General features: G+C 71.2%; 20 protein-coding genes and 2 pseudogenes. 13 read left to right on the forward strand and 9 right to left on the reverse strand.

What is annotated here, in order from left to right; all coding sequences use genetic code 11:
- Positions 1-11 precede the first annotated feature (11 nt).
- Both AB0I59_RS31020 and AB0I59_RS31025 read right to left on the reverse strand, forming a co-directional pair.
- The gene (locus AB0I59_RS31020) at positions 12-647 is read right to left on the reverse strand and encodes a response regulator (protein ID WP_061258686.1); all 636 of its coding nucleotides are present in this window, start codon (positions 645-647) and stop codon (positions 12-14) included.
- Positions 644-1,849, reverse strand: a complete 1,206-nt coding sequence (locus tag AB0I59_RS31025; protein WP_061258687.1) for a sensor histidine kinase — start codon at positions 1,847-1,849, stop codon at positions 644-646. The genes AB0I59_RS31020 and AB0I59_RS31025 overlap by 4 nt, the downstream gene beginning before the upstream one ends.
- Positions 1,850-2,041: 192 nt before the next feature.
- Here AB0I59_RS31025 and AB0I59_RS31030 point away from each other — a divergent pair, with 192 nt between their 5' ends.
- From AB0I59_RS31030 to AB0I59_RS31040, 3 genes are read left to right on the forward strand one after another with little or no spacing between them, the layout of a single operon-like run.
- Positions 2,042-3,088 (forward strand): ABC transporter permease, encoded by a 1,047-nt coding sequence (locus tag AB0I59_RS31030; protein WP_061258688.1) that lies wholly within the window; start codon positions 2,042-2,044, stop codon positions 3,086-3,088.
- The gene (locus AB0I59_RS31035) at positions 3,085-3,807 is read left to right on the forward strand and encodes an ABC transporter ATP-binding protein (RefSeq protein WP_061258689.1); all 723 of its coding nucleotides are present in this window, start codon (positions 3,085-3,087) and stop codon (positions 3,805-3,807) included. Before AB0I59_RS31030 ends, AB0I59_RS31035 begins: the two co-directional genes overlap by 4 nt.
- Before the next feature lie 37 nt (positions 3,808-3,844).
- Entirely contained in the window at positions 3,845-4,822 is a 978-nt protein-coding gene (locus tag AB0I59_RS31040) for a malate dehydrogenase (RefSeq protein WP_061258828.1), read from the forward strand.
- 84 nt (positions 4,823-4,906) lie between these two features.
- Here AB0I59_RS31040 and AB0I59_RS31045 read toward each other — a convergent pair whose 3' ends face one another.
- A complete protein-coding gene (locus AB0I59_RS31045; protein WP_358138534.1) occupies positions 4,907-7,249 on the reverse strand; it encodes a DUF8508 domain-containing protein in 2,343 nt (780 codons plus the stop codon).
- 168 nt (positions 7,250-7,417) lie between these two features.
- Here AB0I59_RS31045 and AB0I59_RS31050 point away from each other — a divergent pair, with 168 nt between their 5' ends.
- A complete protein-coding gene (locus AB0I59_RS31050) occupies positions 7,418-8,449 on the forward strand; it encodes a WD40 repeat domain-containing protein (protein WP_358138744.1) in 1,032 nt (343 codons plus the stop codon).
- Positions 8,450-8,524: 75 nt separating this feature from the next.
- Here AB0I59_RS31050 and AB0I59_RS31055 read toward each other — a convergent pair.
- The 3 genes and pseudogenes from AB0I59_RS31055 to AB0I59_RS31065 form a co-directional block, all read right to left on the reverse strand.
- Positions 8,525-9,010: pseudogene (locus AB0I59_RS31055) on the reverse strand (DUF998 domain-containing protein); the annotation flags it as partial.
- Between the two features lie 112 nt (positions 9,011-9,122).
- A complete protein-coding gene (locus AB0I59_RS31060; RefSeq protein WP_358138536.1) occupies positions 9,123-10,082 on the reverse strand; it encodes a phosphotransferase enzyme family protein in 960 nt (319 codons plus the stop codon).
- Positions 10,079-11,392 (reverse strand): helix-turn-helix domain-containing protein, encoded by a 1,314-nt coding sequence (locus tag AB0I59_RS31065; RefSeq protein WP_228646771.1) that lies wholly within the window; start codon positions 11,390-11,392, stop codon positions 10,079-10,081. Before AB0I59_RS31065 ends, AB0I59_RS31060 begins: the two co-directional genes overlap by 4 nt.
- 359 nt (positions 11,393-11,751) lie before the next feature.
- Here AB0I59_RS31065 and AB0I59_RS31070 point away from each other — a divergent pair, with 359 nt between their 5' ends.
- From AB0I59_RS31070 to AB0I59_RS31080, 3 genes and pseudogenes are all read left to right on the forward strand, one after another.
- A complete protein-coding gene (locus tag AB0I59_RS31070; protein ID WP_061258695.1) occupies positions 11,752-12,036 on the forward strand; it encodes a hypothetical protein in 285 nt (94 codons plus the stop codon).
- A gap of 123 nt (positions 12,037-12,159) precedes the next feature.
- Positions 12,160-13,478 (forward strand): annotated as a pseudogene (gene cysS, locus AB0I59_RS31075) (cysteine--tRNA ligase); the annotation flags it as partial.
- Positions 13,479-13,660: 182 nt separating this feature from the next.
- Positions 13,661-14,161, forward strand: a complete 501-nt coding sequence (locus AB0I59_RS31080) for a hypothetical protein (RefSeq protein WP_358138540.1) — start codon at positions 13,661-13,663, stop codon at positions 14,159-14,161.
- A gap of 20 nt (positions 14,162-14,181) precedes the next feature.
- Here the strand turns inward: AB0I59_RS31080 and AB0I59_RS31085 are convergent, their stop codons facing one another.
- Positions 14,182-14,763, reverse strand: a complete 582-nt coding sequence (locus tag AB0I59_RS31085) for a hypothetical protein (protein WP_061258698.1) — start codon at positions 14,761-14,763, stop codon at positions 14,182-14,184.
- Between the two features lie 439 nt (positions 14,764-15,202).
- A complete protein-coding gene (locus AB0I59_RS31090; RefSeq protein WP_358138542.1) occupies positions 15,203-16,321 on the reverse strand; it encodes a glycosyltransferase family 4 protein in 1,119 nt (372 codons plus the stop codon).
- 68 nt (positions 16,322-16,389) lie between these two features.
- Between AB0I59_RS31090 and AB0I59_RS31095 the strand changes: the two genes are divergently transcribed.
- From AB0I59_RS31095 to AB0I59_RS31115, 5 genes are all read left to right on the forward strand, one after another.
- Positions 16,390-17,184 carry a PIG-L deacetylase family protein gene (locus AB0I59_RS31095; RefSeq protein WP_061258700.1) on the forward strand — a complete coding sequence of 265 codons (795 nt, stop codon included), beginning with the start codon at positions 16,390-16,392 and terminating at the stop codon, positions 17,182-17,184.
- A gap of 100 nt (positions 17,185-17,284) precedes the next feature.
- Positions 17,285-18,331, forward strand: coding sequence for a lysylphosphatidylglycerol synthase domain-containing protein (locus tag AB0I59_RS31100; protein WP_061258701.1), 1,047 nt, complete (start codon positions 17,285-17,287; stop codon positions 18,329-18,331).
- Between the two features lie 192 nt (positions 18,332-18,523).
- Positions 18,524-21,832, forward strand: a complete 3,309-nt coding sequence (locus AB0I59_RS31105; protein ID WP_358138545.1) for an ATP-binding protein — start codon at positions 18,524-18,526, stop codon at positions 21,830-21,832.
- A gap of 41 nt (positions 21,833-21,873) precedes the next feature.
- Positions 21,874-22,368, forward strand: coding sequence for a DedA family protein (locus AB0I59_RS31110; protein WP_061258703.1), 495 nt, complete (start codon positions 21,874-21,876; stop codon positions 22,366-22,368).
- A gap of 18 nt (positions 22,369-22,386) precedes the next feature.
- A complete protein-coding gene (locus AB0I59_RS31115; protein ID WP_061258704.1) occupies positions 22,387-23,226 on the forward strand; it encodes a D-alanyl-D-alanine carboxypeptidase family protein in 840 nt (279 codons plus the stop codon).
- Here the strand turns inward: AB0I59_RS31115 and AB0I59_RS31120 are convergent.
- A complete protein-coding gene (locus AB0I59_RS31120; RefSeq protein WP_061258705.1) occupies positions 23,223-24,059 on the reverse strand; it encodes a TrmH family RNA methyltransferase in 837 nt (278 codons plus the stop codon). The two genes, AB0I59_RS31115 and AB0I59_RS31120, sit on opposite strands and share 4 nt — an antisense overlap.
- A gap of 118 nt (positions 24,060-24,177) precedes the next feature.
- On the opposite strand from AB0I59_RS31120, the gene AB0I59_RS31125 reads away from it, so the two are divergent.
- Positions 24,178-25,953 carry a substrate-binding domain-containing protein gene (locus tag AB0I59_RS31125; RefSeq protein WP_061258706.1) on the forward strand — a complete coding sequence of 592 codons (1,776 nt, stop codon included), beginning with the start codon at positions 24,178-24,180 and terminating at the stop codon, positions 25,951-25,953.
- The last annotated feature ends 15 nt before the right edge of the window (positions 25,954-25,968 follow it).

Consider the following 25,968-nt stretch of genomic DNA (forward strand, 5'->3'; position numbering starts at 1 on the left):
CGAGGGTGGGATCAGGAGGGGCGGATGAGGCCGCGACGCGTGGCGACCGCCACGGCCGCCGTACGGGAGTCGACGCCGAGCTTGGCGTAGATGTGCACGAGATGCGTCTTGACGGTCGTCTCGCTGAGGAACATCCGCTTGCTGATCTGCCGGTTGGACAACCCCTCCGCCACGTGGCCGAGCACCTCCAGCTCTCTCGGGCTCAGCGTGCCCTCGGGAGCGCGTACGCGGCCGAGCAGCCGGGAGGCGACGCTCGGCGCGAGCGCGCTGGCCCCGGTCGCGGCGGACCTGATCGCCGCGTGCAGTTCCTCGGAAGGGGCGTCCTTGAGCAGGTAGCCGGTCGCGCCCGCCTCGATGGCCGCGAGGATGTCGGCGTCGGTGTCGAACGTGGTGAGCACCAGGACCCTGGGGGTGCCGTCGCCCGTGACGATCCGCCGGGTGGCCTCGCTGCCGTGGATGCCGGGGCCGAGCCGCAGGTCCATCAGCACGACGTCCGGCCGCAACCGCGCCGCCTCGGCGACGCCCTCCTCGCCGTCGGCGGCCTCCCCGACCAGCTCGAAGTCCGGCTGGCCGAGCAGCATGGCCCTGATGCCGGAACGGACCACGGGATGGTCGTCCACCAACAGGATTCTGATCGTCGTACTCATCGGTGACCCCCCGGAAGCGGCAGCGGCAGCGTCATCGCCACCGCCGTGCCCTCGCCCGGCGTGGACTCCACGGTGAGGGTGCCGCCGAGCGCGGCGGCGCGGTCGCGCATGACGCGCAGGCCGTACCCGGTGCCGGGGCCGTCCGCGGGCGTGCGCGTGGGGTCGAATCCCCGGCCGTCGTCGAAGACGTCCAGCACGACGACGTCGCCCAGATAGCTGAGGGTCACCCCCGCGTTGTCCGCGCCCGAGTGGCGGCTGACGTTGCCGAGCGCTCCCTGGGCGACCCGCAGCAGGGTCAGGTCGTAGGCGGGAGGCAGCTCCACCGGGTCGCCGGACACCTCGAAGCGCACCCTCGTCGGCGTCCGCGCCGCGGCCGAGTCGCTGATCCTGCGCAGCGCGGCGGCCAGCGACGAGTGCTGCAGCGCGGGCGGCGCGAGGGCGCGGACGAAGTTGCGCGCCTCCTCCAGGTTCTCCGCCGCCGCGCGCTCGGCCTCGATCACCCGTTCCTCCGCGATCTCCGGCCGGGTGCCGAGGTCACGGCGGGCGGCCCGGAGCAGCAGGACGATGCTCGACATGCCCTGGGCGAGGGTGTCGTGGATCTCGCCGGCCAGTCGCTCCCGCTCGGCCAGCCTGGCGGCGTCGCCTTCGGCGCGGACCAGCCTCTCGCGCGTACGGACCAGGTCGTCGATCAGGAGCCGCCGCTGCTCGCTCTCGTGATAGAGCGCCTTGTAGACGAGCGCCATGAGGGTCGCCACGGCCGCGCCGATCACCGGGCCGATGACCTGGGGCGGGGTCAGCCCGCCCGCGTGCCAGCTCGCCGCCGCGACGGCGGCCCCGGTCAGCACGACGACCCCGGGGATGGCCGCCGGCAGGCGCAGCAGGTGGAGGTAGGCGAAGAACAACGGGAAGGCCAGCCAGACGAAACTCGGCGCGGCCAGTGCGAGCGCCGCCCACGCGAGCGTCACCACCACCAGCCAGATCCGGCCGAGGATCAGGTGCGTACGCCCTCCGAAGTCGGGCAGCCGCGACTCGACGAAGATCGCCGTCCCGTAGAAGACGCCCAGCAGGACGCCTCCGGCCGCCACGGCCGTACGGCCCTCCTGCACGACGGCGAGGACGGCGAGCACGAGCAGCACCGCGAAGGTGCCGTGGATGGCCCACCTGAGCAGCCGCAACGCCGGAGGGAACGGAAAGTCAATCATGTCTCACTCAGCGTAGGTCACGCCGGATCCGGTTCCGTATCTTCCGCATCGTCCGAAAGGTGTATTCCGGCGTGCCCCAAGGGACGACCCGCGGCCGCTCGTCCTCACGATGTGCCGGACCCGCTCCCCGTCCCAGGCTGGACACCGACCGAGAGACCGAACCACCAAACCACCGCCGGGGAGACACACGCCGTGTTCGTGGCACTGAGAGATCTACGCTTCGCCAAGGGACGATTCGCCCTGATGGGGGCCGTCGTCCTGCTCATCACCCTGCTCGTGACGATGTTGTCCGGCCTGACCGCCGGGCTCGCCCGGGAGAACATCTCCGCCATCACGGAGCTGCCCGCGGACCGCGTCGTCTTCGCCGCCTCCGGGGACTCCGCGCCCTCGTTCTCCGACAGCCGCGTCACCGACACGATGTGGCGGGAATGGCAGCGGGTCCCCGGCGTCTCCACCGCCGAGCGGCTGGGGATCACCATGGGCCGGGTCGCCTCCGGCGAGCGCGGCACGGGCGCCGCCGTCTTCGGCGTCGAGAACGTCCGGGACGGCGAGGTGGTCCTCTCCTCCGGCCTGGCCGAGGAACTGGGCGGGGAACCGGGTGGGAAGCACACCACGGTGCGGATCTCCGGGCAGGACTTCACCGTCTCCGCTACCGCGGGGGCCGCCTCGTACAGCCATGCCCCCGTGGCCTGGATCAGCATCGGCGACTGGCAGCGGACCGCCGGGCAGGACGCCGTCGCCACCGTGATCACGCTGCGCACCTCGGGGGATCCCGATCTCGCCGCCGCCGACACGCGCCTGGGCACCGTGACCGTGGACCGGGACGACGCGCCCGCCGCCATCGGCTCGTTCTCGTCGGAGAACGGCTCCCTGCAGCTCATGCGGGGGTTCCTGTTCGCGATCTCCGCGCTGGTCATCGGCGCGTTCTTCACCGTGTGGACGATCCAGCGCCGCGGCGACGTGGCCGTTCTGAAGGCGCTCGGCGCGAGCACGGGCTACCTGCTGCGGGACGCGCTCGCCCAGGCCGTCGTCGTGCTGCTGCTGGGCGCGGGGATCGGCGGGGCGCTCGGCGCGGGAGCCGGCGCCCTGGCCGGGGACGCGGTCCCGTTCGTCCTGTCCGCCGCAACCACCGCCGTTCCGGTGGCCGTGATGATCCTGCTCGGCGCGGCCGGCGCCGCGCTGGCCATCCGCAAGATCACTTCAGTCGACCCTCTGACCGCGCTTGGAGCCTCCCGATGACCCTCCGGATCGACGACGTCGTCCTCACCTACCCCGACGGCGACCGGACCCTGACCGCACTCGACCACGTCGACCTGGACGTCGCACGCGGCGAGTTCACCGCCGTGGTCGGCCCCTCCGGCTCGGGCAAGTCCAGCCTGCTGGCCGTCGCCGCCATGCTCCTCACGCCCGACTCCGGGCGGGTGACCGTGGCCGGGCACGACGTGTCCGGAGCGTCACCGGCCGCCAGGACCCGGATCCGCCGCGACCACGTCGGCGTGGTGTTCCAGCAGTCGAACCTGCTCTCCTCGCTGACCGCGCTCGAACAACTCCTGGTCATGGCGCACATCTCCGGCGCCTCGCCGCGCGCGGCGGCCGTACGGGCCCGGGAGCTGCTCATCGCCGTCGACCTGGCGGACAAGGAGCACAAGCGGCCGCACCAGCTCTCCGGCGGCGAGCGGCAGCGCGTCAACATCGCCCGCGCGCTCATGAACCGGCCCGAGGTGCTGCTGGTGGACGAGCCCACCAGCGCGCTCGACCACGAGCGCGGCATCCGGATCGTCTCGCTGCTCGCCGGCCTCACCAGGGAGAACGGCCTGGCCACCGTGATGGTCACGCACGACCTCGGCACGCTGCCGCTCGTGGACAGGGTCCTCACGATGGCCGACGCGAGGTTGTCGGAAGATGGAAGGAAGACGAAGGCCGACCTGCTCGCGGCCCCTATGGGGGCGGGCGAGTAGCATCCGGAGGTCACACCTATCGCGAATGGGGATCGTCATGACCGTCAAAGTGACCGTCACCGGCGCGGCCGGCCAGATCGGTTACGCGCTGCTCTTCCGCATCGCCTCGGGCCAGCTCCTGGGCGCGGACACCCCGGTGAAGCTGAGCCTGCTGGAGATCACTCCCGCGCTGAAGGCCGCCGAGGGCACCGCGATGGAGCTGGACGACTGCGCGTTCCCGCTGCTGCGCGGCATCGAGATCTCCGATGACCCCAACAAGGCCTTCGACGGCGCCAGCGTGGCGCTGCTCGTCGGCGCCCGCCCCCGCACCGCGGGCATGGAGCGCGGCGACCTCCTCCAGGCCAACGGCGGCATCTTCGGCCCGCAGGGCAAGGCCATCAACGACCACGCGGCGGACGACATCCGCGTGCTCGTCGTGGGCAACCCGGCCAACACCAACGCCCTCATCGCGCAGTCGGCCGCGCCCGACGTCCCGGCCGAGCGTTTCACCGCGATGACCCGCCTGGACCACAACCGCGCGCTCTCGCAGCTCGCCACCAAGCTGGGTGTCCCGGTCACCGACATCAAGAAGATGACGATCTGGGGCAACCACTCCGCCACGCAGTACCCCGACCTCTACCACGCCGAGGTCGGCGGCAAGGTCGCCGCCGAGCAGGTCGAGGAGGCGTGGCTGCGCGACACGTTCATCCCGACCGTGGCCAAGCGCGGCGCCGCGATCATCGAGGCCCGGGGCGCGTCCAGCGCCGCGTCCGCCGCCAACGCCGCCATCGACCACGTGTACGACTGGGTCAACGGCACCCCGGAGGGCGACTGGACCTCGGCCGCGATCCCGTCCGACGGCTCGTACGGCGTGCCCGAGGGCATCATCTCCTCCTTCCCGGTCGTCTCGAAGGACGGCAAGTGGGAGATCGTCCAGGGCCTGGAGATCGACGCGTTCTCCCGCGAGCGCATCGACGCCTCGGTCCGCGAGCTCGTCGAGGAGCGCGACGCGGTCAAGGAGCTCGGCCTCATCTAGGGGAATCGACCCCCGCCGGCGTGTCACGACACATCGGCGGGGGTCTTCCCGTCTCGCGGTCAGCGCCTCAGGCGCGGGACGCGGTCAGTGCCTGATCCGTACGACCTGGGGGTCGTGGTCGCTGGCCTGGTCCGCGAACTCCGCGTTGACGTGGACGATGTCGTAGTCCACGCGGGCGCTCAGCGACCGGGAGACCAGGATGTGGTCGATCGCCTGCGAGTTGCCCTGGTACACGTAGGTGTACCGCTCGGCGGGCGCGAGAGTGCGCGGCAGGTCGACGAGCCAGCCGTCCGCGCCCACGAGGATGTCCGTCGTGGTGGAGAACTCGAAGTCGTTCAGGTCTCCGAGCACGACCACTCCGGCGTCCCGGTCGATCTTCTTGATCTCGTCCACGAAGCCGCGGACGGCGGTCGCCTGGGCGTGCCGCTGGACCTCGCTCAGCCGGGCCGGTGGCTGGTAGCGGCCCATCAGCGGCTGGTCCTCGCCCTTGCTGGCGAAGTGGTTGGCGATCACGATGATCCGCTTGCCCCGGTAGGTGAACTCACCGGCGAGTGGCTTGCGCGAGCCCGCGAACGCCGCGTTGGCCGGGTCGATCAGGCCCGGGGAGAGCGTGAGCTCGGCGCGGTTGCCGTGCCGCCTGACGCCGGTCGCCGTCGTGGCGTCGCCCGCTCCCCGGTCGTTGAACTTCAGCCCCTTGCCCTCGTTGAACAGGAAGCCGACCCGGATGTTGCCGCCCTTCTCGCCGCCGTTGGTGCCGTCGACGGGGTCGATCTGCCGGTAGTCGTACGTCGGACCGCCCGCGGCGGCGATGGCCGCGATCAGCTTGCCGTACGTCTGGTCGGCGGCGACCACGCCGTCGTTCGTGCCGCCGCTGTTGTCCTGGATCTCCTCGACGGCCACGATGTCCGGCGAGGACAGGTTCGTGACGATGCCCTTGGCCAGCCGGGCGAACTTCTCGTCCGGGTCCGACGGGTCGAGGTTCTCCACGTTGTACGTCGCGATCGACAGCTCGCCGTTGCGGTCGGCGCGGGTCACCTCGGGGGTGATGCCGCCGCTCGTCACGGCGGGAGTGCGCAGCGCCTGGATCCGGTAGTTGCCGAAGCCCGAGCTCATCACGCCGTCGACCGCGCCGGGGACGCGGTCGCCCACGTTGGCCACGGGCATCGGGGCCAGGTCGTCGTCGAGGATGATCCGCTTGCCGTTCTGGTCGGCGTAGCCGCCGTAGAGGACGCCCCCGCGCGGGCTGCGCAGCCCTCCCTGCCCGCCGGGCAGGACCGTGATCTCGTTGAAGGAGTTGGTCGGCCCGACGACCTCGGAGTCGGCGACCCGGACCAGCATCCCCTCCAGCGCCTCGTAGAAGTCGAGGGCGTTCGCCGTGGGGTCGAAGGCGCTCGCGGCCTCGACGTCGCCGGGCTCGTCGGTGCGGGCGAGGTCGGGGGCGACCTTGCCGCCGGGGCCGATCAGGACCGTGGACGGCAGCGGGTTGCCGTGCCCGACCACGGTCACCGTGGGAGCGTTCAGCTCGGTGAGCGAGAGCTGGGAGCCACTCGACCGGTATTCGGTGACCGTCCCCCCGACCCGTACGGCGTCCCCGACCGCGACGCCCGCGGGCTTGTCGTCGGTGAAGACGTAGATGCCCTCGCTGGTGGCCGGGTCGGCGTCGGCCTCGTCGTCGGGCTCCTGGAAGTAGAAGCCCTTCGGCCCGACCGCGGTGACGATGCCGGTGATGTCCTTGACGGTCCGGCCCTCGTGCAGCGAGACGTGGCCGGCGCCCTGGATCTCGTGGATCGTGGTCGGCGGGGGTCCCGCCTTTCCTGAACCGCGCGGGTTGGGGGCGGCCACGGTGAAGTCGGCCGAGTTGTCGTCCGTGTCGGCGCCGCCGCGCACGGCGGCCGTGGTGTTCGACAGGGCGGGCGTCGCCTTGGTCTCGAAGTCGTTCGCGTTGCCGTACCCGACGAAGTCGACGACGCCGGGGGCCTTGTCGCAGTCGGCGCCGCAGGTCAGCTCGGCGGCGCCGGAGACGAGGGCGACCTTGCCGTTGGCTCCGGCCATGGGGATGGTGCCGAAGACGTTCACGTCGGGCAGGTCGACGGTTCCGCCGGTGCCGGCCGCCTCCTGCACCAGGTAGTGCCTGCCGGGGCCGATCACGCCCTTGAGCCGCGTGACCTGCCACGAGGTGCCCATCGCGGACGCGTACTGGACGCTCCAGCCGTCGACGTCCACGGGGTCGGCACTCGCGTTGTAGAGCTCGATGAAGTCGTTCCTGTAGGTCGCGCCGACGTTCCCTCCGCCGCCGTAGACCTGACTGATGACGACGGCGGCCGACGCCGCGGCGGCGGGGACGGCCGTGAGGACCGCGACGGAGGCGGGCACGGAGACGAGCGCCGCCGCGAGCAGGGCCGCGGAGGCGCGCTTGACACTGGGCACGAAGGATCTCCTCATGACGGGGACAGATCATTCGTAGCGCCTCGCGGCGATTCACGTCATTGACACCATTTGCCATGTATGTGAGAAGGAGTTGAACGTTGATGCGGAGTTGTGATCAACCGAACGGGCGAGCCGCCGATCTAATCCATGGGGAGAGAGGGGAAGCTCATGAACACGATGACCCGGCCGGCCGCACGGGTGCCGGCCCGCCTCGCGATCGCCGCGCTGGCCCTGGGAACGCTGGGGGCCGTGGGAGCGCCGGCCACGGCGGCCCAGGCACAGGCACAGACGCAGGCGCAGGCGCAGGCGCAGGCGCAGGCGCGGGCAGGCGCGCACGACATGATCAGGTACGCCTCCGTCAAGGGATGTCTCGACAAGGAGTACGGCAACACGCCCTGTGGCTCGTGGCGGCTCAGCATGCACAGCGGGAAGGTCATGCCGCTGTCCGACGCGCTCGTCTGGCCGCGTGACGCCAAGGGCAAGAGCGTCACGTACATGGCGGCGCCCATCGCGGTCAGCGGCGACGGCCGCTCCGTGGCGTACTTCCGCAAGAGCGACCGCCGGCTCGTCGTGCGCGAGGTGGGCGGCGCGGTCCACGTGATGCCCAGGATCAAGGGCCTGAGCATGGTGTCGGCCGGGATCAGCCTGTCGCAGGACGGCGGGCACCTGCTGCTCGACTACTACGACGCCAAGGACGACCGGCAGCCGAGCCGCGTGTACGACGTGTCAGACCCGGGCCAGGGCACGGCCCTGCCCGCGGCCGCCGTCAACGCGAGCTTCAGCGGTGACGGCGAGAGCGTCCTCGCCGAGCTCGGCACCGAGGACAACACCACCGCGCTGGTCGCCTACGACAGCTCGGGGACCGAGCTGGCCCGGATCGAGCCGCCGCAGGTCGTCGTGAACAACTCGCCGCGCGCGCTGTCGTCCGACGGCCGTACCGTCGCCGTCTTCGCCGGATCGAGTCTCAAGCTGTACGACATGGCCACCGACCAGCTCGTCCGGAGCCTCCGCGTCAAGCTGCCCGGCAAGACCGCGCCCTACATGGTCGACTGGACCGGCGAGCACGAGGTCACCGTGCACATCGACCGGGGGAAGAGCATGTGGATCGGGGAGTTCGACACCGAGACCGGGGCCGGCAAGGTCAGGGACACCTACTCGCTGCCGAAGGACGCGTACACCTTCGCGGCCTGCGGCGGTTGACGACGCCCCCGCGAGCAGCGCCATCGCGAACAGCGCGACCACCTCGGATACGACCGTCAGACGCTGGGTGAGACCCGCGGGCACCGCTCCCGGGTCGAGCCCCACCGCCCGCACCGCGTACGGCACCATCACGAGGACGAGCGACCCGATCCCGATCAGGCTGAGGGCGTGGACGAGGCGCGATCCGGTCCGCCTGGCCACGAGCAGGCCCGCCAGCGGCATGCAGACGAACGCCACGAACGCGGCGCAGCGATGGATCTCGCCGGACATCGAGAGGGACTCACCCGGCCGGTCGGTGGGGAAGCCCGCGACCAGCAGCATGCAGCCGGCCCATCCGCCTACCAGCAGCGCCGCCCTGTGCTCCAGGCGCGCGAGCCGTACGGCGTGGGCGGCGGCTCCCAGCGCGAGCAGCGACAGCGACGCGGGCAGCAGCCAGCCGTGCGGCGTGAACACGTAGTCACTGATCATGTCCTGGAGGGGGTTGAGTCCGGAGAGGAGGTGCAGAAGCACCATCCCCGCCGCACCAGTGATAATCGCCGCATATCCCAACACGATGCCCATGACTCATCACTGTGGCCAGGAGATCGTCTTCCTCCCATCGGAGATCGGCCGGACGCGTCCCCGACTCTCCCCCTAGGGATGTCCGGGTCGGTCCTCCGGGTTCAGGCCGCGCCTAGCTCGTGGCGGCCATGTACCACCGGGCGTGACCGTCCCCCCGCGTCAGCGAGTCGAGCCGTCTGGGCAGCTCCTGCCTGGAGAAGGGATCGCCGGAGGCGTTGCGGATGTGGATGCCGACGGCGTACATGTCCCTGACCTCCATCAGGGTGCTGTATCCGGGCCAGTGCCGCAGATCCGAGCCGTACGCGTGGGCGAACGCGTCCACCTCGGCCGCGGTCAGGCCGAACCGGCGCTGCCCGTGATAGGTGTGCACGAGGTCCCATTCGCGGGGCCCCACGGCGACGCCGTCCCAGTCGCACAGCACGACGTGGCCGTCCTGGCAGCGCAGCAGGTTGTCGATCCACGCGTCGCCGTGCAGCAGCACGGGCGGCCCGGTCTCCAGTGCCTGCCAGCCCCAGGTGAGGTGCTCGATCCGGTCGCTCAGCCAGGCCCGCTGACCCGGCGTCAGCACCTCGGCGCGATGCTCGACCGCGTGCCGCACCTCGGCCAGCGGGTCGGTGAGACGGCGCAGCGCCATCGGCGGCACCGGCTCCTTGTGCAGGTTGCGCAGCACCCGGCCGAGCTCGCGCGTGGTCGGGCGGCCCCGCGACCGGACGTACCGCCAGAAGGTGACCGCACGCCCCGCGTGGACGATCGGCTGGCCCGGGATCTCGTCCACCGGCCGGACGGTCGGGAAGCCGCGGTCGGCGAGCCAGCGGGCGACGGCCAGGACCACGGGCAGCCGGGTCAGCGCGTCCGGGGCCGTGGCGATTCGCACGACCATGTCGCCGCGCAGCTTGAACACGGCGTTGCTGCGCAGCCGCATGAGCTGCGCTCCCCCGGCGTCCACCCCGATCTGGCGGCACACGTCCCGCAGCACGGTGTACGCCTCGTCGGACAGTGACGACTCGCTCGACGACGTGTTCGACGACGTGTTCGACGATATGCCGGGTGACAGGTTCGCGGAAAGGTTCATAGGGCGAGCCGCGCCGACGACTCGGCGAGCACCCGGTTCAGATGCCGTACGGCGGGCGTCCGTGGATCCACGTCGGTCAGCAGCGCCTTGGCCCGGGTCACCACGATCGAGGTGCGGTGCTCGGCGGGGACCTGGGTCAGCGCCTCGGCGGCGATCCGGCACGCCTCCTCCTGGTCGCCGTGCCTGGCCAGATGGGACGCCTGGTCCAGCAGGATCAGCGCGGGATCGATCGTCTGGAAACCGGGCGGGAAGGCGTCGATCGCCTGCATCGGCTGCGCGTCGCCCAGCTCGATCAGCGTCCCGGTCCGGTAGAACAGCATCCGCTTCTCGGTGAAGACGAACGCCAGGTCGTCCTGGCTCAGGCCCCGCATCCTGGCGAAGATCTGCTCGGCCTCGGCGAGGGCCACCCTGGCGGCCTTGCCGTTCCCCATCCGGGCCAGGGCGCGGGCCTCGGCCGCCGCCGCGAGGGCCGCCGGCGAGCTCGGCGCCGACCCGGCCAGCATCCGCGCCTCGCGCGCCAGCCGTACGGTCTCGTTGAGGTCGCCGTAGTAGTAGAGCAGCATCGTCTGCTGCGCCCGGACCAGAGCACGCAGCCGCAGGTCCCCGACGTCGTCGGACGCCGCCCTGGCCGTGCCGTACCAGGCGTGGGCCTGCCGCGTGTCGCCGAGCTTCATCAGCGCGTCCGCGGACAGGAGGGCGAGCATCGTGGTCGCGGTGAGCAGGCGGCGCTGCGCGGAGGACGGCTGCCGCATCACGGTCAGCTTGCGCACGTCGGCGATCTCCAGCATCACCCGGCAGAGCATGGGCATCGGCGGAGTCGTCATGTACTCCCTGCGGTAGCGCAGCACCTGCTCGTCCAGCCGGTCGAGCTGGTCCTCGGTGACGGTGCCGGTGGCGAGCGCCCGGTCGAGGTCGTGCCTCGTCCCCTCGACCTCCGCGAAGAACCGGCCGTTCGGCGTGCCCATGAGCGCGGCGTGGTGGAAGTGCGCCCGCCGCTCGGTGTCGTCCCCCGCGTCGTCGACGCGCACCGGCTCGTCGGGCTGACCCGCCGCGACCACGACGACCTTCTGCCCGCCCGTGTCCTCGCAGTAGTCCGCCGCCATGCCGAGCCGTACGGCGTTGGCCTTGTAGAGCCGGGCCAGCAGGTCGATGGTCTGGGGGCGCGGCCTGGCCCGGTTGTTCTCCCAGGCGTTCAGCAGGTCGATGCTGGCCCTCGGCAGTCCCAGCGCGTGCTGCTCGCAGAGGTATTCGAGCTCCTCGATCGCCTGCCGGGCCGACCACCCCCGCGCGAGCCGATGCGCCTTCAGCATGCTCACGCCGCAACATCCGTGGATGGCCTGCACCGTCTGCCACGGTGTCCACTGCCGAACCTCGGCCTGCTCGCGCCAGCGACGAGCGCACGCGGGGGAATGCTCTCCTCGGGCCATGGTCCTGCCCTTCGCTGCTGGAGTGTGTCGCCTGGTTACGGATATTTCCCACAGGTTAACCGGCACGCACGCAACCCCCCGTACCGTTATGGGTTCGTGGCCCGGGATCCGAGGGTGTTCCACGGAATGCCGGTGAGTTCCCTGGTTATTGCACGGTTTCGCGGATTGGGGTGGATTGCCGGTAGGTCCGCGGGAGTTCACGCTTTTCGGAGAAAGGTCCCGACGTCCCCGGAGAGACCCCCATGAAGGCAGATCGCAGCGAGGCGATGGACCACCTTGAGCGGCTGGCCGCCCAGCTCGAAGCCCACTCCTTCCAGGTCCGCCTGACCGCGCCGGCCGGGCTCTATCCACGCCTGCGCGTGGTCAACCCCATGGAGCCGACCATGGCCGAAGACGTGCTGGCGTCGGACACCAACGACGGCGAGTGGTGGTACTGGCTGTCGTGGGCCGGTCGGATCGGGCACGCCTCCGACGTCGTCACCGCCGCCGAGCGCATCGCCAGCGTACTGCACGTGATCCGCCGATAGCACGGTCGCGGCACCCGCTATTCCCCCTTCGCCCGGCCTCACAATCCGCATTTCAGGATGTGCGGACCGGAGACTATGGCATGCTGTCGACAGCGAGCGGATTAGTCGCTTACCCTGGGCTAGGTGGGTCTTCGCCTTTACGATACGCACCGCCGCACGGTCCGCGATTTCATCCCGAGAATTCCGGGAATGGCATCGATTTATCTTTGTGGCCCCACCGTGGTCGTGCCGCCGCATATCGGTCAGATCAGATCTCAGGTGAATTTCGACATCCTGCACCGCTGGCTGCGCCACAGCGGGTACCGGGTGCTTTTCTGCCGGAACGTCACCGACATCGAGGACAAGATAATCGGCAGGTCCCTTTCCGAGGGCATCCAGTGGTGGCGGATAACCGATCCCGTCTACCGGTCCTTCGACCGGGCCTACACCACGCTCGGGTGCCTTCCGCCCAGCGTGGAGCCCCGGGCCACCGGCCACATCCCCGAGATGATCGAGCTCGTGGAGCAGCTTCTCGCGGCGGGTCACGCCTACGAGTCCGAGGGGAACGTCTATTTCGAGGTCGACTCGTTCCCGGACTACGGATCACTTTCCCGGCAACGGCCGGAGAAAATCCGGATAACCGAGGAGAACGAGCGCGGAAAGCGTGATCCGCGCGATTTCGCATTGTGGAAGCGGGCGAAGCCGGGCGAGCCGATCTGGCACGCCCCATGGGGCGACGGCCGCCCCGGATGGCATCTGGAATGTTCGGCGATGGCCCGGAAGTATCTCGGTCACGAATTCGACATCCACGGCGGCGGTGCGAACCTGATATTTCCGCACCATGAGAACGAACTCGCCCAGTCCCGGGCGGCCGGGGATTCTTTCGCGCGGTTCTGGGTGCACAACGGGCCGGTCACCCACCGGGGCGAGAAGATAAGAAAGCACGCGCTCAATCCACTCGCCGTGCACGCCCTGCTCGACCGCGTACGCCCGATGGAACTCCGCTATTACCTCGCGGCCGCCCACTACCGGTCGCCGATGGAATTCTCCGTGGCGGCGGTCGAGGAGGCGGCCACCGCCTACCGGCGGATGGAGCGGTTCGTGCTCCGCGTCGGCGCGGCCGCGGGCTCCGACCTTCCCGCCCAGTTCAGCGACGCCATGGACGGCGATCTCAACGTGCCGCGGGCGCTGTCGGTCGCGCACGCGACGGTCGCCGAGGGCCATGCGGCGCTCAATTCCGGCGACCAGGAAAGCGCCGCGGGGAAATGCCGGTCGGTGCGCGCGATGCTGAATGTCCTCGGACTCGACCCGCTCGCCGACGACCGGCCGAGGGAAACGCGCCTCCACGACGTCGCGAGAGCCGTACTCCGCGTCGCGCGGAATCTCGCCGCGACCGAAGGCGATCACGAAAGATCAATGATCATGGAACGGCAGATCGACCGCGCACTCCAAAATCGCCGCGAATCAGCACTTATCCCGTAGCCAATCCTCCAGCCCCGCGGGGGGCTACCGGCACACCATCGGGATGGGCACCGGATAGGCACTGGATACGCACGGAACCGCGTCATATGTTCGGGGCACACGTGCTCTTCCGCTGCCGCACGACAGCGCTCCGTCGGTCCCGTCCCCCCGCGAGGAGAGAGCCATGTCCCGACCCGTCATGCGTACGGCCGCCGCCGCGCTGGCCGGCCTGTCCGCCCTGATCCTGGTACCCCCGCGAACCGCCGAGGCGGCGTCCGACCATGTCGTCCGGGTCAACGCCGCCTGGGGCTGGCAGAACACCGGCGTCTACATCCGCAAGGGCCAGACGTACCGCGTCACCTACCTGAGCGGATCGTGGACCGTCGACCAGGCCAGGTACGGCAGGGTCGGCCCGACCGGCTATCCGAACCGGGTCGACGCCGCCATCGTCCACGGCTGCAAGATCGTGACGACCGCGCCGTACGGCACGCTCATCGCCCACCGGGGTGGCACGCCCTTCGCGGTCGACACGTCCGCCAGATACGCGGCGTCCTACTCCGGGTGGTTGTCGCTGCGGATCAACGACGGCGACTTCTGCCTGAGCGACAACGCGGGGAGGATAAGCGTCTCCATCGACATCCTCAACGTGAAGCAGGGTGGGAACGGCGGGAACATGGGGGGCTGAGCCCCTCCCGCCCCCGGCCCCTATTCCGGCGTGAGCACCAGGACCGCGCGCGAGGAGTCCGCTTTCACCAGGCGTAGCCGGATGTCGTTGATGCGACCCGGCCTGCTCGTGGTCAACGACATCTGTCCCTGATCGTGACAGCGTCCGTTGGTGCAGCTCCCCGTGACGCTGACGTTGTCGCCGTCGACGTTCAGCCCGCCCGACGAGCCGGTGATTCCCAGCCGCACCTCTCCGGCGCTCACGGATTCGACGGTGATCGCGTCGAGGCCGAACCGGCTGTCGATCTTCAGCCGGTCACCCGGCCGGACCTGTACTTCGCAGTCCGCGTCCCGGCACGCAGCGGGGCCGGTCGCGTGGGACGCGCCCCGCGGACTCCCGGTGGCGCGGTAGGAGCCGGGCGCCGACGGCTGGACACTCGACACGGGACTCGGTACGGGGCTCGGCACGGGATTCGTCGCGGTTGCCGACACGGGACTCGCCGCGGCGCCGGTCTGCCGCCCCTGCGCTCCCCCGGAGCCGCAACCGGCGAGGAGCATGGTCACGCCGAGAGCGACGAAGCCGGCTCGGCCGACAGGGGCGGACACGGCACGAGTGATCCCCATGGCGATCCTTTCGGAGTCTCGGAGTTCGCAGGAAGAGATCCGCTCGCGCAAGAATCGACGACCGCGCGGCGGCGGGTCCATCCGCCACGCCAACCGGGGGCGTCGCCTGGGCGAATCTCGACGCGGGCCGCACCCTTTCTCGCCCCGCGGTCGTCCTCCGAGGCCGTCTCCCGCCCTCCCGGGAGCCGTCAGCCCCTGACGCTTCCGTACGGAATGCGATACCTACTAGTGACCAGGAGCGGGTGATCCTGACGCGTAGTTGGGAATCATGAAACCAAAAGGAGGGCCGGAATGAAGAGAGTCCAGATCACCTCGCGGCCTCGGCCGCCGAGGCGACCCCAGCCCATCGACCTGCGCACCCCTTCCGGGCGCGTCCTTCCCTTCTGACCCCACTGTGCTCGCTGCTTGATTTCGTCGTGGTCCGATCCGGTGTGCCGACTCACGGGTGCGTGCCGCGGACCAGGTCGTAACAGCGCTCGAAACCGTCGAGCACGGCCGGCCAGGAACAGGCGACCGGCTCCACCTCGCGGTTGTGCGCGGCGATCGAGGTCCGCAGCCGCTCGTCGCGCACCAGACGCGCGACCGACGCGGCGAGCTCGTCGAAGGTGCGGCCGAGCAGGCCCTCCTTGCCCGGCCGGACGAAGTCGGCGACCCCGCTCTGGGAACGCGCGACCACGGGCACCCCGGCCGCCCTGGCCTCCAGCGCCGCCAGCCCGAAGGACTCGCGCGGCGCGGGGGCGACGAACACGTCGGCCGAGCCGAGCAGTTCCTTGATCTGGTCCCGGCTGAAGCGGCCCGGCAACGACACCCAGCCCATCCCCTGGGACCGCAGGTAACGCTCCATCGAGGCGCGGGCCGGCCCCTCGCCCACGATCGTCGCGCGCATCGCGATCGAGGCGGGCACCTTCGCGCGGGCCGCCTTGAGCAGTTTGAGCAGGCGCACCGGCTGCTTGCGCGGCGCGAGCCGCCCCACCGCCACCACGTGCACGCCGTCCGCGCCCGGCTCCCCGCCCCCGCGCACGGCACCGCCGGTCGCGGGTCGCCAGGCGGCGACGTCCAGGCCGTTGGAGACGACGTGCACCGGGACGCCGGCGCCGGCCACGGCGCGGATGGGCTGGGCCGCCGCCTCGCTCACCGCCGTGACGGCGATGCCCCAGCGCCGCCATTCGAAGGCGGCCTGCAGGCCGAGGTAGACGCCGGAGGTGACGGGATCCCACATGCTGTGCACGGTCACCACGACCGGCACCCCGGCCCGTACGGCGGCGCGCACGCCCTGCCAGGCGAACGGCGAGACGGCGCCCGCGTGGACGTGCACGACGTCGGGCCGCCAGCCGGTCATCAACCGGATCAGGTGCACGGTGCCGCGGGGGTGCACGGGGAGGTCGAACGGGAGCCCGGCCGCGAGGCGGCGCACTCCCGGAAGAGGCTCCCCGGGAGTCGCGGTGGCCACCTCGACGGTGTGACCCGCCTCTCGCTGCATCCCGACGAGGTCGGCGACCTGCACCTCGATGCCCCCGAGTCGCGGGAGGTAACAGTCACTGATGTGAAGGATCCTCACCAAACCAGACTGGCAGAGGCCGGGACCACCATCAAACCGTCGGTCCCGCGGCGTGGAATCATTGCGCTGTGTCGAGAACCGCGGTCTTCTTTCACGCTCATCCTGACGACGAGGCGCTGCTGACTGCCGGGACGATGGCGATGCTGGCCGCGGAGGGCCATCGGGTGGTGCTGGTGGTCGCGACCGCCGGGGAGCGGGGCCTCGCCGATCTGCCCCACGGCGAGGAGCTCGCCAGGGCCCGCATGGACGAGTTGCACACGTCGGCGGCGGCGCTCGGCTGCGCCCGGGTCGTCCTGCTCGGATACGGCGACTCCGGGCTGGCCATCGACGGCGGCGTGGCGGAGGACCGCCCGGACGACGCGTTCATCGACGCGGACACGGAGGAGGCGGCGCAGCGGCTCGCGGCGGTGCTCAAGGAGGAGACCGCCGATCTGCTGACCATCTACGACCCGGCCGGGGGGTACGGCCACCCCGACCACGTCCAGGTGTACCGCGTCGGCACCCGTGCGGCCGAGATCGCCGGGACTCCCATCGTGCTCGAGGCCACGGTCAACCGCGACCCGCTCCTCAAGGGTGTACGGCTGGCGGCCCGCCTCTATCCCAAGATCGATGTGAGAAGTTTCGAGAGTGCCTACTCGCCGAGCCACGTGATCACCCACCGGGTGAACGTCCGCAGGTACGCTCGGGCGAAACGGGCCTCGATGGCCGCCCACGCCAGCCAGACGACCGGCGGGGACGGCGACCGCACCCTCGGCGTCCTGCTGAAGATCCCGTTCTGGGCGTACCGGCTGATCTTCGGCACGGAGTGGTACGTCCGGCGGGACGTCCCGCAGGGGACCCGGCTGCGGCACCCCTTCCACTGATCCACCCCTTAGGGGGACGCTCCTCCCAAAGAAGGAGTCCCACCACTCGGCATTGCCACCAGACTGGTACGCGGTCGCCGACGTGTTGGGGAGTTGAAGGATGAGCAAGTGGTTGCGGGTCGCGATGTCGATCGCCTCGCTCGGACTCGCGGCGACTCTGATCGTCTTCCTCCCGCAGATCGTCGGCACGATGACCGGGGCGAAGGTGTCCTGGTCCGAGATCGGCCGCCTGTTCGGCACGCTGAGCTGGCAGATGATCGCCCTGATGACGGCCGTCTGGCTGGCCAGCCTGCTTGCGTACACGTTCGTGCTCACCGGCTCGCTGCCCGGCCTGACGCACGCCCAGGCGCTCACGTTGAACGCGGCGGGCAGCGCCGTCAGCAACCTGCTGCCGTTCGGCGGCGCGGCGGGTGTGGCGCTGACCTTCGGCATGACACGCGGCTGGGGGTTCGCCACCCGCTCGATCGTGGTGCTGACCCTGGTCAGCGGCATCTGGAACACGCTGTTCCGGTTCATCCTGCCCGCGGCCGGCATCCTCGCGCTACTGCTGTCCGGGCGGGCGCTGAGCCCGGCGGTCGCCAACGCCGGCTGGGCGGGGGCGATCTCGATCCTCGTGCTGGTCGCCGTGGTCGCGTCGGCGCTGTACTGGGAGCGCGCGGCCCAGCTGCTCGGCCGCGCCCTGGACGGCCTCGTCCGGCTCGCACCGCGGCGAGTCCGCCCCGCGGAGCACTGGGCGTCGGACGCGCTCATCCGGCTGCGCAAGGATACGACCGACGTGGTGCACAGCCGCTGGGCGACGCTCTCCCTCGGGATGATCGCCTTCCTGATCCTCCAGTGGCTGATCCTGGTGCTCTGCCTGCACGGCACCGGCTCCTATCCGGGCCTGGCCGAGTCGATCGCCGTCTTCGCGCTGTCGCGGGTGCTGACCAGCGCCCTGGCGACGCCGAGCGGGGCCGGTTTCATGGAGGCCGGTACGGCTCTCGCCCTGGTGGCGTTCGGCGCGCCGGAGGCGGGCGCGACCGCCGCCGCCATCCTGTTCGGTTTCTGGACGTACACGATCGAGATCCCCTGGGGCGGTCTCGCCCTCGGTGGGTGGGCGCTCTTCCGCCGCCGCGCCGCCGACCGGAACCCGGTCAAGGTGGACTGACCTGAAAGGCCGGTGGCAACGTGCCCTCCGCGCGAACGCGATACTTTGTCCGCGGAGGAGCCGGGCTCGGCGACGCCTTGTGCGTGTTCTCTCCCCCGCATAACGTGGCGCCCAGAAGCGGCATCGCGTGCGGGAGTGAGGGGGCGCGACACGAGGCCGTTGCCAGCGAGCGACCCCCCGGCGCAGGCGACCATGACCACAGTGGCATTCCGGGTTCTTGGACCGGTCGAAGCGTACGACGACGGTCGGGAACTCGATCTCGGCGGGCTGCGCCAACGCGCGGTCCTCGCCCGCCTGCTGGTCGCCCGAGGCCAGGTCGTCCCGGTCGACACACTGCTCTTCGACCTGTGGGACGACGCGCGTGGCGCGCAGTCGGGCCTCCAGGTCTACATCTCCCGCCTGCGCCGTGTCATCGAGCCCAACCGGCCGCGCGGCGGCCCGACCCGGCTGCTCGTGACGGTCGCGTCCGGGTACGCCCTGCGCGCCGCGCCCGAGCAGGTGGACGCGCTCCGCTTCGAGGCGACCGTACGGGCGGCGGGAGAGCGGCTGGACGAGAACCCGCAGTCCGCCAGGGCCAGGCTGGAGTCCGCGCTCGGCCTGTGGCAGGGCACGCCGTACTCCGACTTCGCCGAGCAGCCATGGGCGGAGGCCGAGGTCGCTCGGCTCAGCGAGCTGCGGCTGGTGGCCCGCGAGCGGTACGCCGACTCGGGGCTGCGGATGGGCCTGCACGCCGAGACGGTCCCCGATCTGGAGGGTCTGACCGCGGAGAACCCGCTCCGCGAGGAGGGCTGGCGGCTGCTCGCCCTGGCCCTGTACCGCTGCGGCAGGCAGGGGGACGCGCTGGCCGCGCTCCGCCGGGCCCGGGCGGTGCTCTCCGACGAGCTGGGCATCGACCCCGGTCCCGCGCTGCGGAAGATGGAGGCCGACATCCTCGCGCAGGATCCCGGCCTCGACCTGGCGCCGCAGGCCCAGCGCCGGGTGCAGGAGGTGACCTCGTCGTGGCCGCCGAGGCCGGTCGAGGCGGGGACCCTGCCCCCGCTCGAACCCGAGCCGTTCGTGGGGCGCGACGGCGAACTGGCCACGCTCGCCGCGGCCGCGCCCCGGGCGCAGGCGGGCAGGTTCACGGTCGCGCTCATCGGCGGCGACGCGGGCGCGGGCAAGACCACGCTGGTCCGCCAGCTCGCCGGCCGGCTCGACGGATGGGTCAGCGCCGGTGGCGGCTGCCCCGACAGCAGCGCGACCCCGCCGGGGTGGGCCTGGGTCGAGGTGCTCCGCGCGCTGATCGCGAGGAGGGGCGCGGGCGAGTACGCCGCGCTCCTGGCGCCGCTGCTCGACGACGCCGCGCCGGACACCGCCGACGACGAGGCGTCCGGCGGGTTCCGGCTGCACCGCGCGGTCGGCGGCTATCTCTCCGCGGTCGCCCGCGAGGCTCCGCTGCTGATCACCCTTGAGGACCTGCACTGGGCCGACGAGCAGACGCTCGCGCTGCTGCGCGCCCTGCCCAGCCTGCTCGCCGCCAGCAGGGTCCTGCTCGTGGTCACCTGCCGCGAGGGCGAGCTGAACGACCGGCAGCAGGACGTGCTGGCCGCCCTCGCCCGGCTGGCCCCCGTACGCGTCGGGCTGGACGGGCTGGACGACGCGTCGGTCGCCGAGCTGGTCCGGGCGACGTGCGTGCGCGACGTGGACGAGGAGGTCGTCACCGCGATCGTCGAGCGCACCGGCGGCAACCCGTTCTTCGTCAAGGAGACGGTGCGCCTGTTCGAGGCGGAGGCGGATCTGTCCCAGGTGCCCTCCGGAGTGCGCGACGTGCTCAGGCGGCGGATCGCCCGGCTGCCCGAGCGGGCGCAGCAGGTCCTGCTGCAGGCCGCGGTGATCGGCCGGGACGTGGACGTGGACGTGCTGGTGGACGTGTCCGGGGACGAGGACGCGGTGGTGGACGCGGTCGAGGCCGGCCTGCTGGCGGGCCTGGTGACCGAGCCGGGTCCCGGGCTGCTCAGGTTCGACCACGATCTGGTGCGGGACACCATCTACTCCGACGCCTCCCGGCTGCGCAGGTCGCGCCTGCACGCCGCGGTCGCCTCGGTGATCGAGCGGCGCGCGCCCGCCGACGTCGCCGCGCTCGCCCACCACTACGACGCGGCGGGCACCGTGGAGACGGCGGCGAAGGCGGAGCGCTACGCCGGCCTGGCGGCGGAGCAGGCCGAGCGCCGGTTCGCGCACCGCGAGGCGGCGTCGCTGTGGCAGCGGGCCATCACGGCGTTCGACCGGGCACGCTCCGGCGGCCCCCGGGAACGTCTGGAACTCCAGCTCAGGATGATCAGGGCGCTGGCGCTGAGCGGCGACATGACCGCCGCGCGGGCGCACCGGCGGGAGGCGATGGACGTCGCCCTGCCGCTCGGCGACCTGGAGCTGACCGCGCGGGTCGCGGCGGCGCTGGCCGTTCCGCACAAGGGCATCGCGCGCGACTTCACCCGCACCGCCTGGGAGATCGTCGACGTCACCGAGAAGGCCCTGGTCGAGCTCCCGGCGGGCGAGCAGTCCCTGCGGGCGAGCCTGCTGGCCACGCTGGCGCTCGAACTCGAGGGGTCGGCGACGCAGCGCGGCTACCAGGCGTCGCTGGAGGCCGAGGAGCTGGCGCGGTCCAGCGGGGATCCCTCGCTGCTCGCGACGGCGCTCAGCGGCAGGCTCCGCCAGTCCTACACCATGACGCAGGTGGACGAGCGGGAGACCATCGGCCGCGAACTGCTGCAGGTGGGGGCCGAGTCGGGGCAGATCTCGGTGCGCACGCTGGCGCACCTGGTCCTGCTGGAGTGCGCGGCGGCCCGCGGCGACTTCGCCGAGGCGGACTCCCATCTCGCGCAGGCCGAGCGGCTGGGACGGCAGTACGACCTGCCCGCTCCGGCCGCCGTCGGCGCCTGGTACGCGGGACAGCGGCTGATGATCACGGGTGACTACGCGGGCGCGGAGCGCGCCTACCGGAACGCGGCCAGGCTGACCGCGCGGGCGGGGATGCTGGAGGGCCGCCAGGATCTCCCGCTGATCGCCACGTTCTGCCTGCACCTCGTCGAGGGACGCGCGGACGAGATGGTCGACCCGCTCGGCGAGGCGCATCTCCGCGGCGCCAAGTGGACCCTCGACGCGTACGCCCTGGCCCTCGCCTCGGCCGGCCACCTGAAGGACGCGCGGGCGATAGCGACGTCCCGGGAGCCGGTCAGGACCGACTTCCTCTACGAGCTGGCCCTGATCTGGCGGGCCCTCGCGGGCATGCTCCTGTCCGACACCGCCCGGATGCGGGAGGCGTACGAGCGGCTCGTGCCCTTCCGGGACAGGATCGCCGGAGCCGGAACGGGCGTCGTGGCGCTCTGGCCGGTGGCCAGGACGCTGGGCGATCTCGCCGTACGGCTCGGCCTGCCCGCGCGCGAACACTACGAGAACGCGCTGGCTGTCGCGGAGCGGGTGGGCGTGGAACGCTGGGTGTCGGAGGCGCGAGCGGCCCTGTAAGGTAAGCCTGTCCTAAGCGAGATGTCCTGGGTGAGGTGGAAATGTCTGACCCTATGTCCGCCTCGTTCCTGGGCCTGCCCCTCTGGCTCGTCGTCGCGATCGGGGCCGTGGCGCTGTTCGGAGTGTTCCAGGCCTATTACTGGATCGGCCGCTTCCTCGGCACCAAGCTGTACGAGTCGCGCGTCGGCAGGAAGATCGGCCAGAAGCGCATCCTCGCGGTCGAGAACGTCGTGCGGCGCTGGGGCGCGCTCGCCGTCTACGGCTGCTTCTGGGTGCCCGGTCTACGGCACTCCCTCCCCTGGGTCGCCGGGGTGCTCAGGATCGACTACCGGTGGTATGCCGTCGCCAGCGCAATGGGGTGTCTGACCTGGGCGCCGATCACGGCATTCGGACTCTACGCCGTCCTCTGGGGCTGGCTCAGGATCGCGGCCGACTCCCCCGTGATCGCGATCGGCGTCGCCGCCGTGGTGATCGCCGCGCTCGCCGCCCTCGTCATGTGGCGTCGTCGGCGGCATCGCCGGGAGTCGGACGCGTGATCGTGCCATCATGTCGGGATGCGTATCGGGCTGATCAGCGCGCTCGTGGCCGCCTTCATGGCGTCCGGACTGGTGGGGACGGCCACCGCCGCGACCGCGCGGGACACGCCGGCGGTGACCGCCCGCTCGGCCTACCTGGTCGACACGACGGCGGGAACGGTCCCGTTCGCCAAGCGCGACACACGCCGCGTCCCGGTGGCCAGCCTCACCAAGGTCATGACGGCCTACGTCGTACGACAGGAGGCGTCGCTCGACGACGTCATCACGATCAAGGCGGCCGACGTCCGGCACGCCACCGCCAACGGGGCGACCAGCGGGAACCTGCGGGCCGGTGAGCGGCTGACCGTTCGCGACCTGCTCTACGCGCTCATGCTGCCCTCCGGCGCGGACGCCTCGCACGCGCTCGCCGAGCGGTACGGCCCCGGCACCGGCCGCTTCGTCGCCAAGATGAACGCCGCCGCCAAGCGGCTCGGCCTGGGGAACACGCGCTACGCCAACCCTGACGGCCTGCCGGCGAAGGGCGGCTACTCCACGGCCAGGGATCAGGTGGCCCTCGCGAAGATCGCGCTGGACGATCCGGTGATCGCCGTGATCGCGAAGGCGCGCAAGCACGCGGTGACCGCCTCGAAGGTCCACCGCGCGCACGTCTGGCGCAACACCAACACCCTCCTCGGGTACGGCGCGATCGGGCTCAAGACGGGATACACCCAGGCCGCCGGTTTCTGCCTCACCTTCGCCGCGGTGCGCAACGACCACACGTTCGTCGGCGTGATCCTGGGCGAGACGAGCGAGGCCGGCCGCCTCGCCACCGCGCGCAAGCTCCTCGACTGGGCGGGCGAGGAGGTCTCCGCCGGCTAGTGACCGGGGGCCGTGAGGAGGTAGCAGGCGATCGCGGCCGCGGCGGCGACGTTGAGCGAGTCGATCTCCCTGCTCATCGGGATCCGCACGGCCTGGTCGGCCTCGGCCAGCCAGCGTGACGACAACCCGTCGCCCTCCGAGCCGAGCAGCAGCGCGTTCCGCCCGCCGGTGAACGCGCCCTCGATGGGGACGGCGTTCTCGGCCGGGGTGAGCGCGAGCAACCGGAAGCCGTGGTCGCGGAGCTCCTCCAGGCCGTCGTGCCAGTCCGTCAACCGCGCGTACGGCACGGAGAAGACGGCGCCCATCGACACCTTGACCGAGCGCCGGTAGAGCGGGTCGGCGCAGCGCGGCGACAGGACGATGGCGTCCACTCCGAGCGCGGCGGCGCAGCGGAAAATCGCCCCGACATTGGTGTGATCCACCAAATCCTCCAGCACGACGACGTGCCGGGCGCCGCGCAGCACCTCGGCGACCGAGGGCAGCTCCCGCCGCTCCATCGAGGCCAGCGCGCCGCGGTGCACCTGGAAGCCGGTGATCCCCTCCATGACCTCGTCGGAGACGAGGTAGACGGTGACGCCGCCCGTGTCGCCGCCGGTGAGGTCGGAGAGCCCGTCCAGCCACTTCGCCGTCATCAGCATGGAGCGGACCTGATGACCGGCCGCTATCGCGCGGCGGATGACCTTCTCTCCTTCGGCGAGGAACAGTCCCCGCCCGCCTTCGAGGCTCTTGCGCAGATCGACATCGCGCAGCCGTACGTAGTCGGCGATGCGGGGATCCGCGATGTCTTCGACGGGAATGACCACCCGCCAAGGGTACGGCGCGCGCCACGCCATCCGGCCATTGTCGATCACCTACGGTGATCGACGCAGCAAAATGAGTGTTTTGCCCCCTTAATACTTCCCAGTAGTGTTCCGTAAGCATTCCCAGGATCTCCCCTGAAAAGAGGACACCGTGGGCGGACGCCACCGCACAGACGAAACCGACGGCGGGCACGACCCGTACAAGGAGTCGCGCCGCCGCCGCGCGAGCCGCGGCATGGTGTTCGCGCCCCTGGCGGGAGCGGTCGCGCTCGCCGTGCTGTGCGGCGTGGCCGCGTACGTCGTGGTGAACAAGGACCAGGACTGCACCGGGGACAAGATCGGGCTGTCCGTGGTGGCCTCGCCCGACATCGAACCGGCGGTCACCAAGGTGGCCGAGAAGTTCGGCCAGGCGGGCCGGGCGGTCGGCGGCAGATGCGTCACCGTCTCGGTGAAGGCGGCGCAGTCGGCCGGGGTCGCGGGCACGCTGTCCGGCGGCGGCGCCACCTCCGGGAAGATCGACCCGGATGTCTGGGTTCCCGACTCCAGCCTGTGGTTGTCCGGCGCGGAGCTGAAGGCGTCGGGCAGCGCGGCGCACTCCCCCGTGGTGCTCACCACGTCCAAGACGGGCGCGGAGAAGCTCCAGGCGGCGTTCAGCCCGGCGAGCTGGACCGGCCTGATGAGCGCGGCGAACGCCGCCAACCCCGACGGGCTGGCGAAGAAGGTCCGGGTACTCGCGCTCGACCCGGCGCAGAACGCCGCCGGGCTCGGCGCGCTGCTCGCGGGCTCCTCCGTGCTGAAGTCGGGGGGCGGCAACGAGGAGTTGCTCGTGGGAGTGCTGCGCCAGCTCTCCGAGTCCACGGTCTCCTCGCCGGACAGCCTGTTCGCCACGCTGACCAAGGCCGCCGCGCGCATCCCGGTCGGCGTCGCCTCCGAGCAGTCGGTGTGGGCGTTCAACACGACGTCCCACCCGTCGAACCCGGCCGTCGCGCTCTATCCGGCGGAGGGTACGGTCAGCCTCGACTACCCGATCGTGATCACGTCCAAGGACGCCGCGGTGCGTGAGGCGGCCAAGGCGTTCAGCGCCGAGCTGACCTCGGCGGCGGGCCGCAGGATCGTCCAGGACCACGGCTTCCGTACGCCGCAGGGCAAGGGCGGCGACGCGCTCGCACCGGAGAACGGCGTCAACGCCAAGAGCCCGGCCGAACTGCCGCTCCCGGACCGCGCGACGGTCACCAAGCTGAGCCAGGCGTGGCACCAGATCAAGCTCGGCACCAAGCTGCTCGCCCTGGTCGACGTCTCGGGCACCATGGCCCTGCCCGCCGACAGCACGGGCGTCAGCCGGATGCGGGCCATCGGCAACGTCGCCATCGAGGGGCTGAAGCTGTTCCCGGACAAGGCCGAGGTGGGCACCTGGGCCTTCTCCGAGAACATGCGCGGCCAGGGAGTGGACTGGAAGGAGGTCGTGCCGATCGGGCCGCTGGCGCAGCAGATCGACGGTGTCACCCGGCGGGAGCTCATCGCCCAGGCGATGCGGAACGTCCAGGCCATCCCGACGGCCAACACCGGGCTGAACGACACCCTGTGGGCCGCCTACCAGAAGATGACCAAGGACTACGAGGCGGACAAGGTCAACACGATCATCCTCTTCACCGACGGCGTCGGGAACGACGACCCCAACGGCGGGATCTCCAACGCCGGGATCCTGAAGCGGCTGAAGGACGCCTACGACCCCAAGCAGCCGGTCAACATCCTGATCATCTCGTTCAACACCAACACGGACGAGGACCGGGCGCAGATGACCGCGATCGCCAAGGCCACGGGAGGCGCGGCGTACTTCCCGCAGACCGTCCTGGAGATCCGCAACATCTTCCTCAAGGGGATCGCCCGGCGGCTCTGCGCGCCCAACTGCGGCACCACCCAGCGCTGAACAGCACTCGGGGCG

Source organism: Microtetraspora glauca (genome assembly GCF_040656155.1).
GTDB classification, from domain to species: domain Bacteria; phylum Actinomycetota; class Actinomycetes; order Streptosporangiales; family Streptosporangiaceae; genus Microtetraspora; species Microtetraspora glauca.

Excerpts from the sequence above, each read along its gene's own strand:
- AB0I59_RS31040 (WP_061258828.1), top strand. The coding sequence starts at position 3,845 with ATGACCGTCAAAGTGACCGTCACCGGCGCGGCCGGCCAGATCGGTTAC.
- AB0I59_RS31025 (WP_061258687.1), bottom strand. The coding sequence starts at position 1,849 with ATGATTGACTTTCCGTTCCCTCCGGCGTTGCGGCTGCTCAGGTGGGCC.
- AB0I59_RS31050 (WP_358138744.1), top strand. The coding sequence starts at position 7,418 with ATGAACACGATGACCCGGCCGGCCGCACGGGTGCCGGCCCGCCTCGCG.
- AB0I59_RS31120 (WP_061258705.1), bottom strand. The coding sequence starts at position 24,059 with ATGGCGTGGCGCGCGCCGTACCCTTGGCGGGTGGTCATTCCCGTCGAA.
- AB0I59_RS31105 (WP_358138545.1), top strand. The coding sequence starts at position 18,524 with ATGACCACAGTGGCATTCCGGGTTCTTGGACCGGTCGAAGCGTACGAC.
- AB0I59_RS31035 (WP_061258689.1), top strand. The coding sequence starts at position 3,085 with ATGACCCTCCGGATCGACGACGTCGTCCTCACCTACCCCGACGGCGAC.
- AB0I59_RS31060 (WP_358138536.1), bottom strand. The coding sequence starts at position 10,082 with ATGAACCTTTCCGCGAACCTGTCACCCGGCATATCGTCGAACACGTCG.
- AB0I59_RS31065 (WP_228646771.1), bottom strand. The coding sequence starts at position 11,392 with ATGCTGAAGGCGCATCGGCTCGCGCGGGGGTGGTCGGCCCGGCAGGCG.
- AB0I59_RS31115 (WP_061258704.1), top strand. The coding sequence starts at position 22,387 with ATGCGTATCGGGCTGATCAGCGCGCTCGTGGCCGCCTTCATGGCGTCC.
- AB0I59_RS31085 (WP_061258698.1), bottom strand. The coding sequence starts at position 14,763 with ATGGGGATCACTCGTGCCGTGTCCGCCCCTGTCGGCCGAGCCGGCTTC.
- AB0I59_RS31080 (WP_358138540.1), top strand. The coding sequence starts at position 13,661 with ATGTCCCGACCCGTCATGCGTACGGCCGCCGCCGCGCTGGCCGGCCTG.
- AB0I59_RS31070 (WP_061258695.1), top strand. The coding sequence starts at position 11,752 with ATGAAGGCAGATCGCAGCGAGGCGATGGACCACCTTGAGCGGCTGGCC.
- AB0I59_RS31110 (WP_061258703.1), top strand. The coding sequence starts at position 21,874 with ATGTCTGACCCTATGTCCGCCTCGTTCCTGGGCCTGCCCCTCTGGCTC.
- AB0I59_RS31020 (WP_061258686.1), bottom strand. The coding sequence starts at position 647 with ATGAGTACGACGATCAGAATCCTGTTGGTGGACGACCATCCCGTGGTC.
- AB0I59_RS31100 (WP_061258701.1), top strand. The coding sequence starts at position 17,285 with ATGAGCAAGTGGTTGCGGGTCGCGATGTCGATCGCCTCGCTCGGACTC.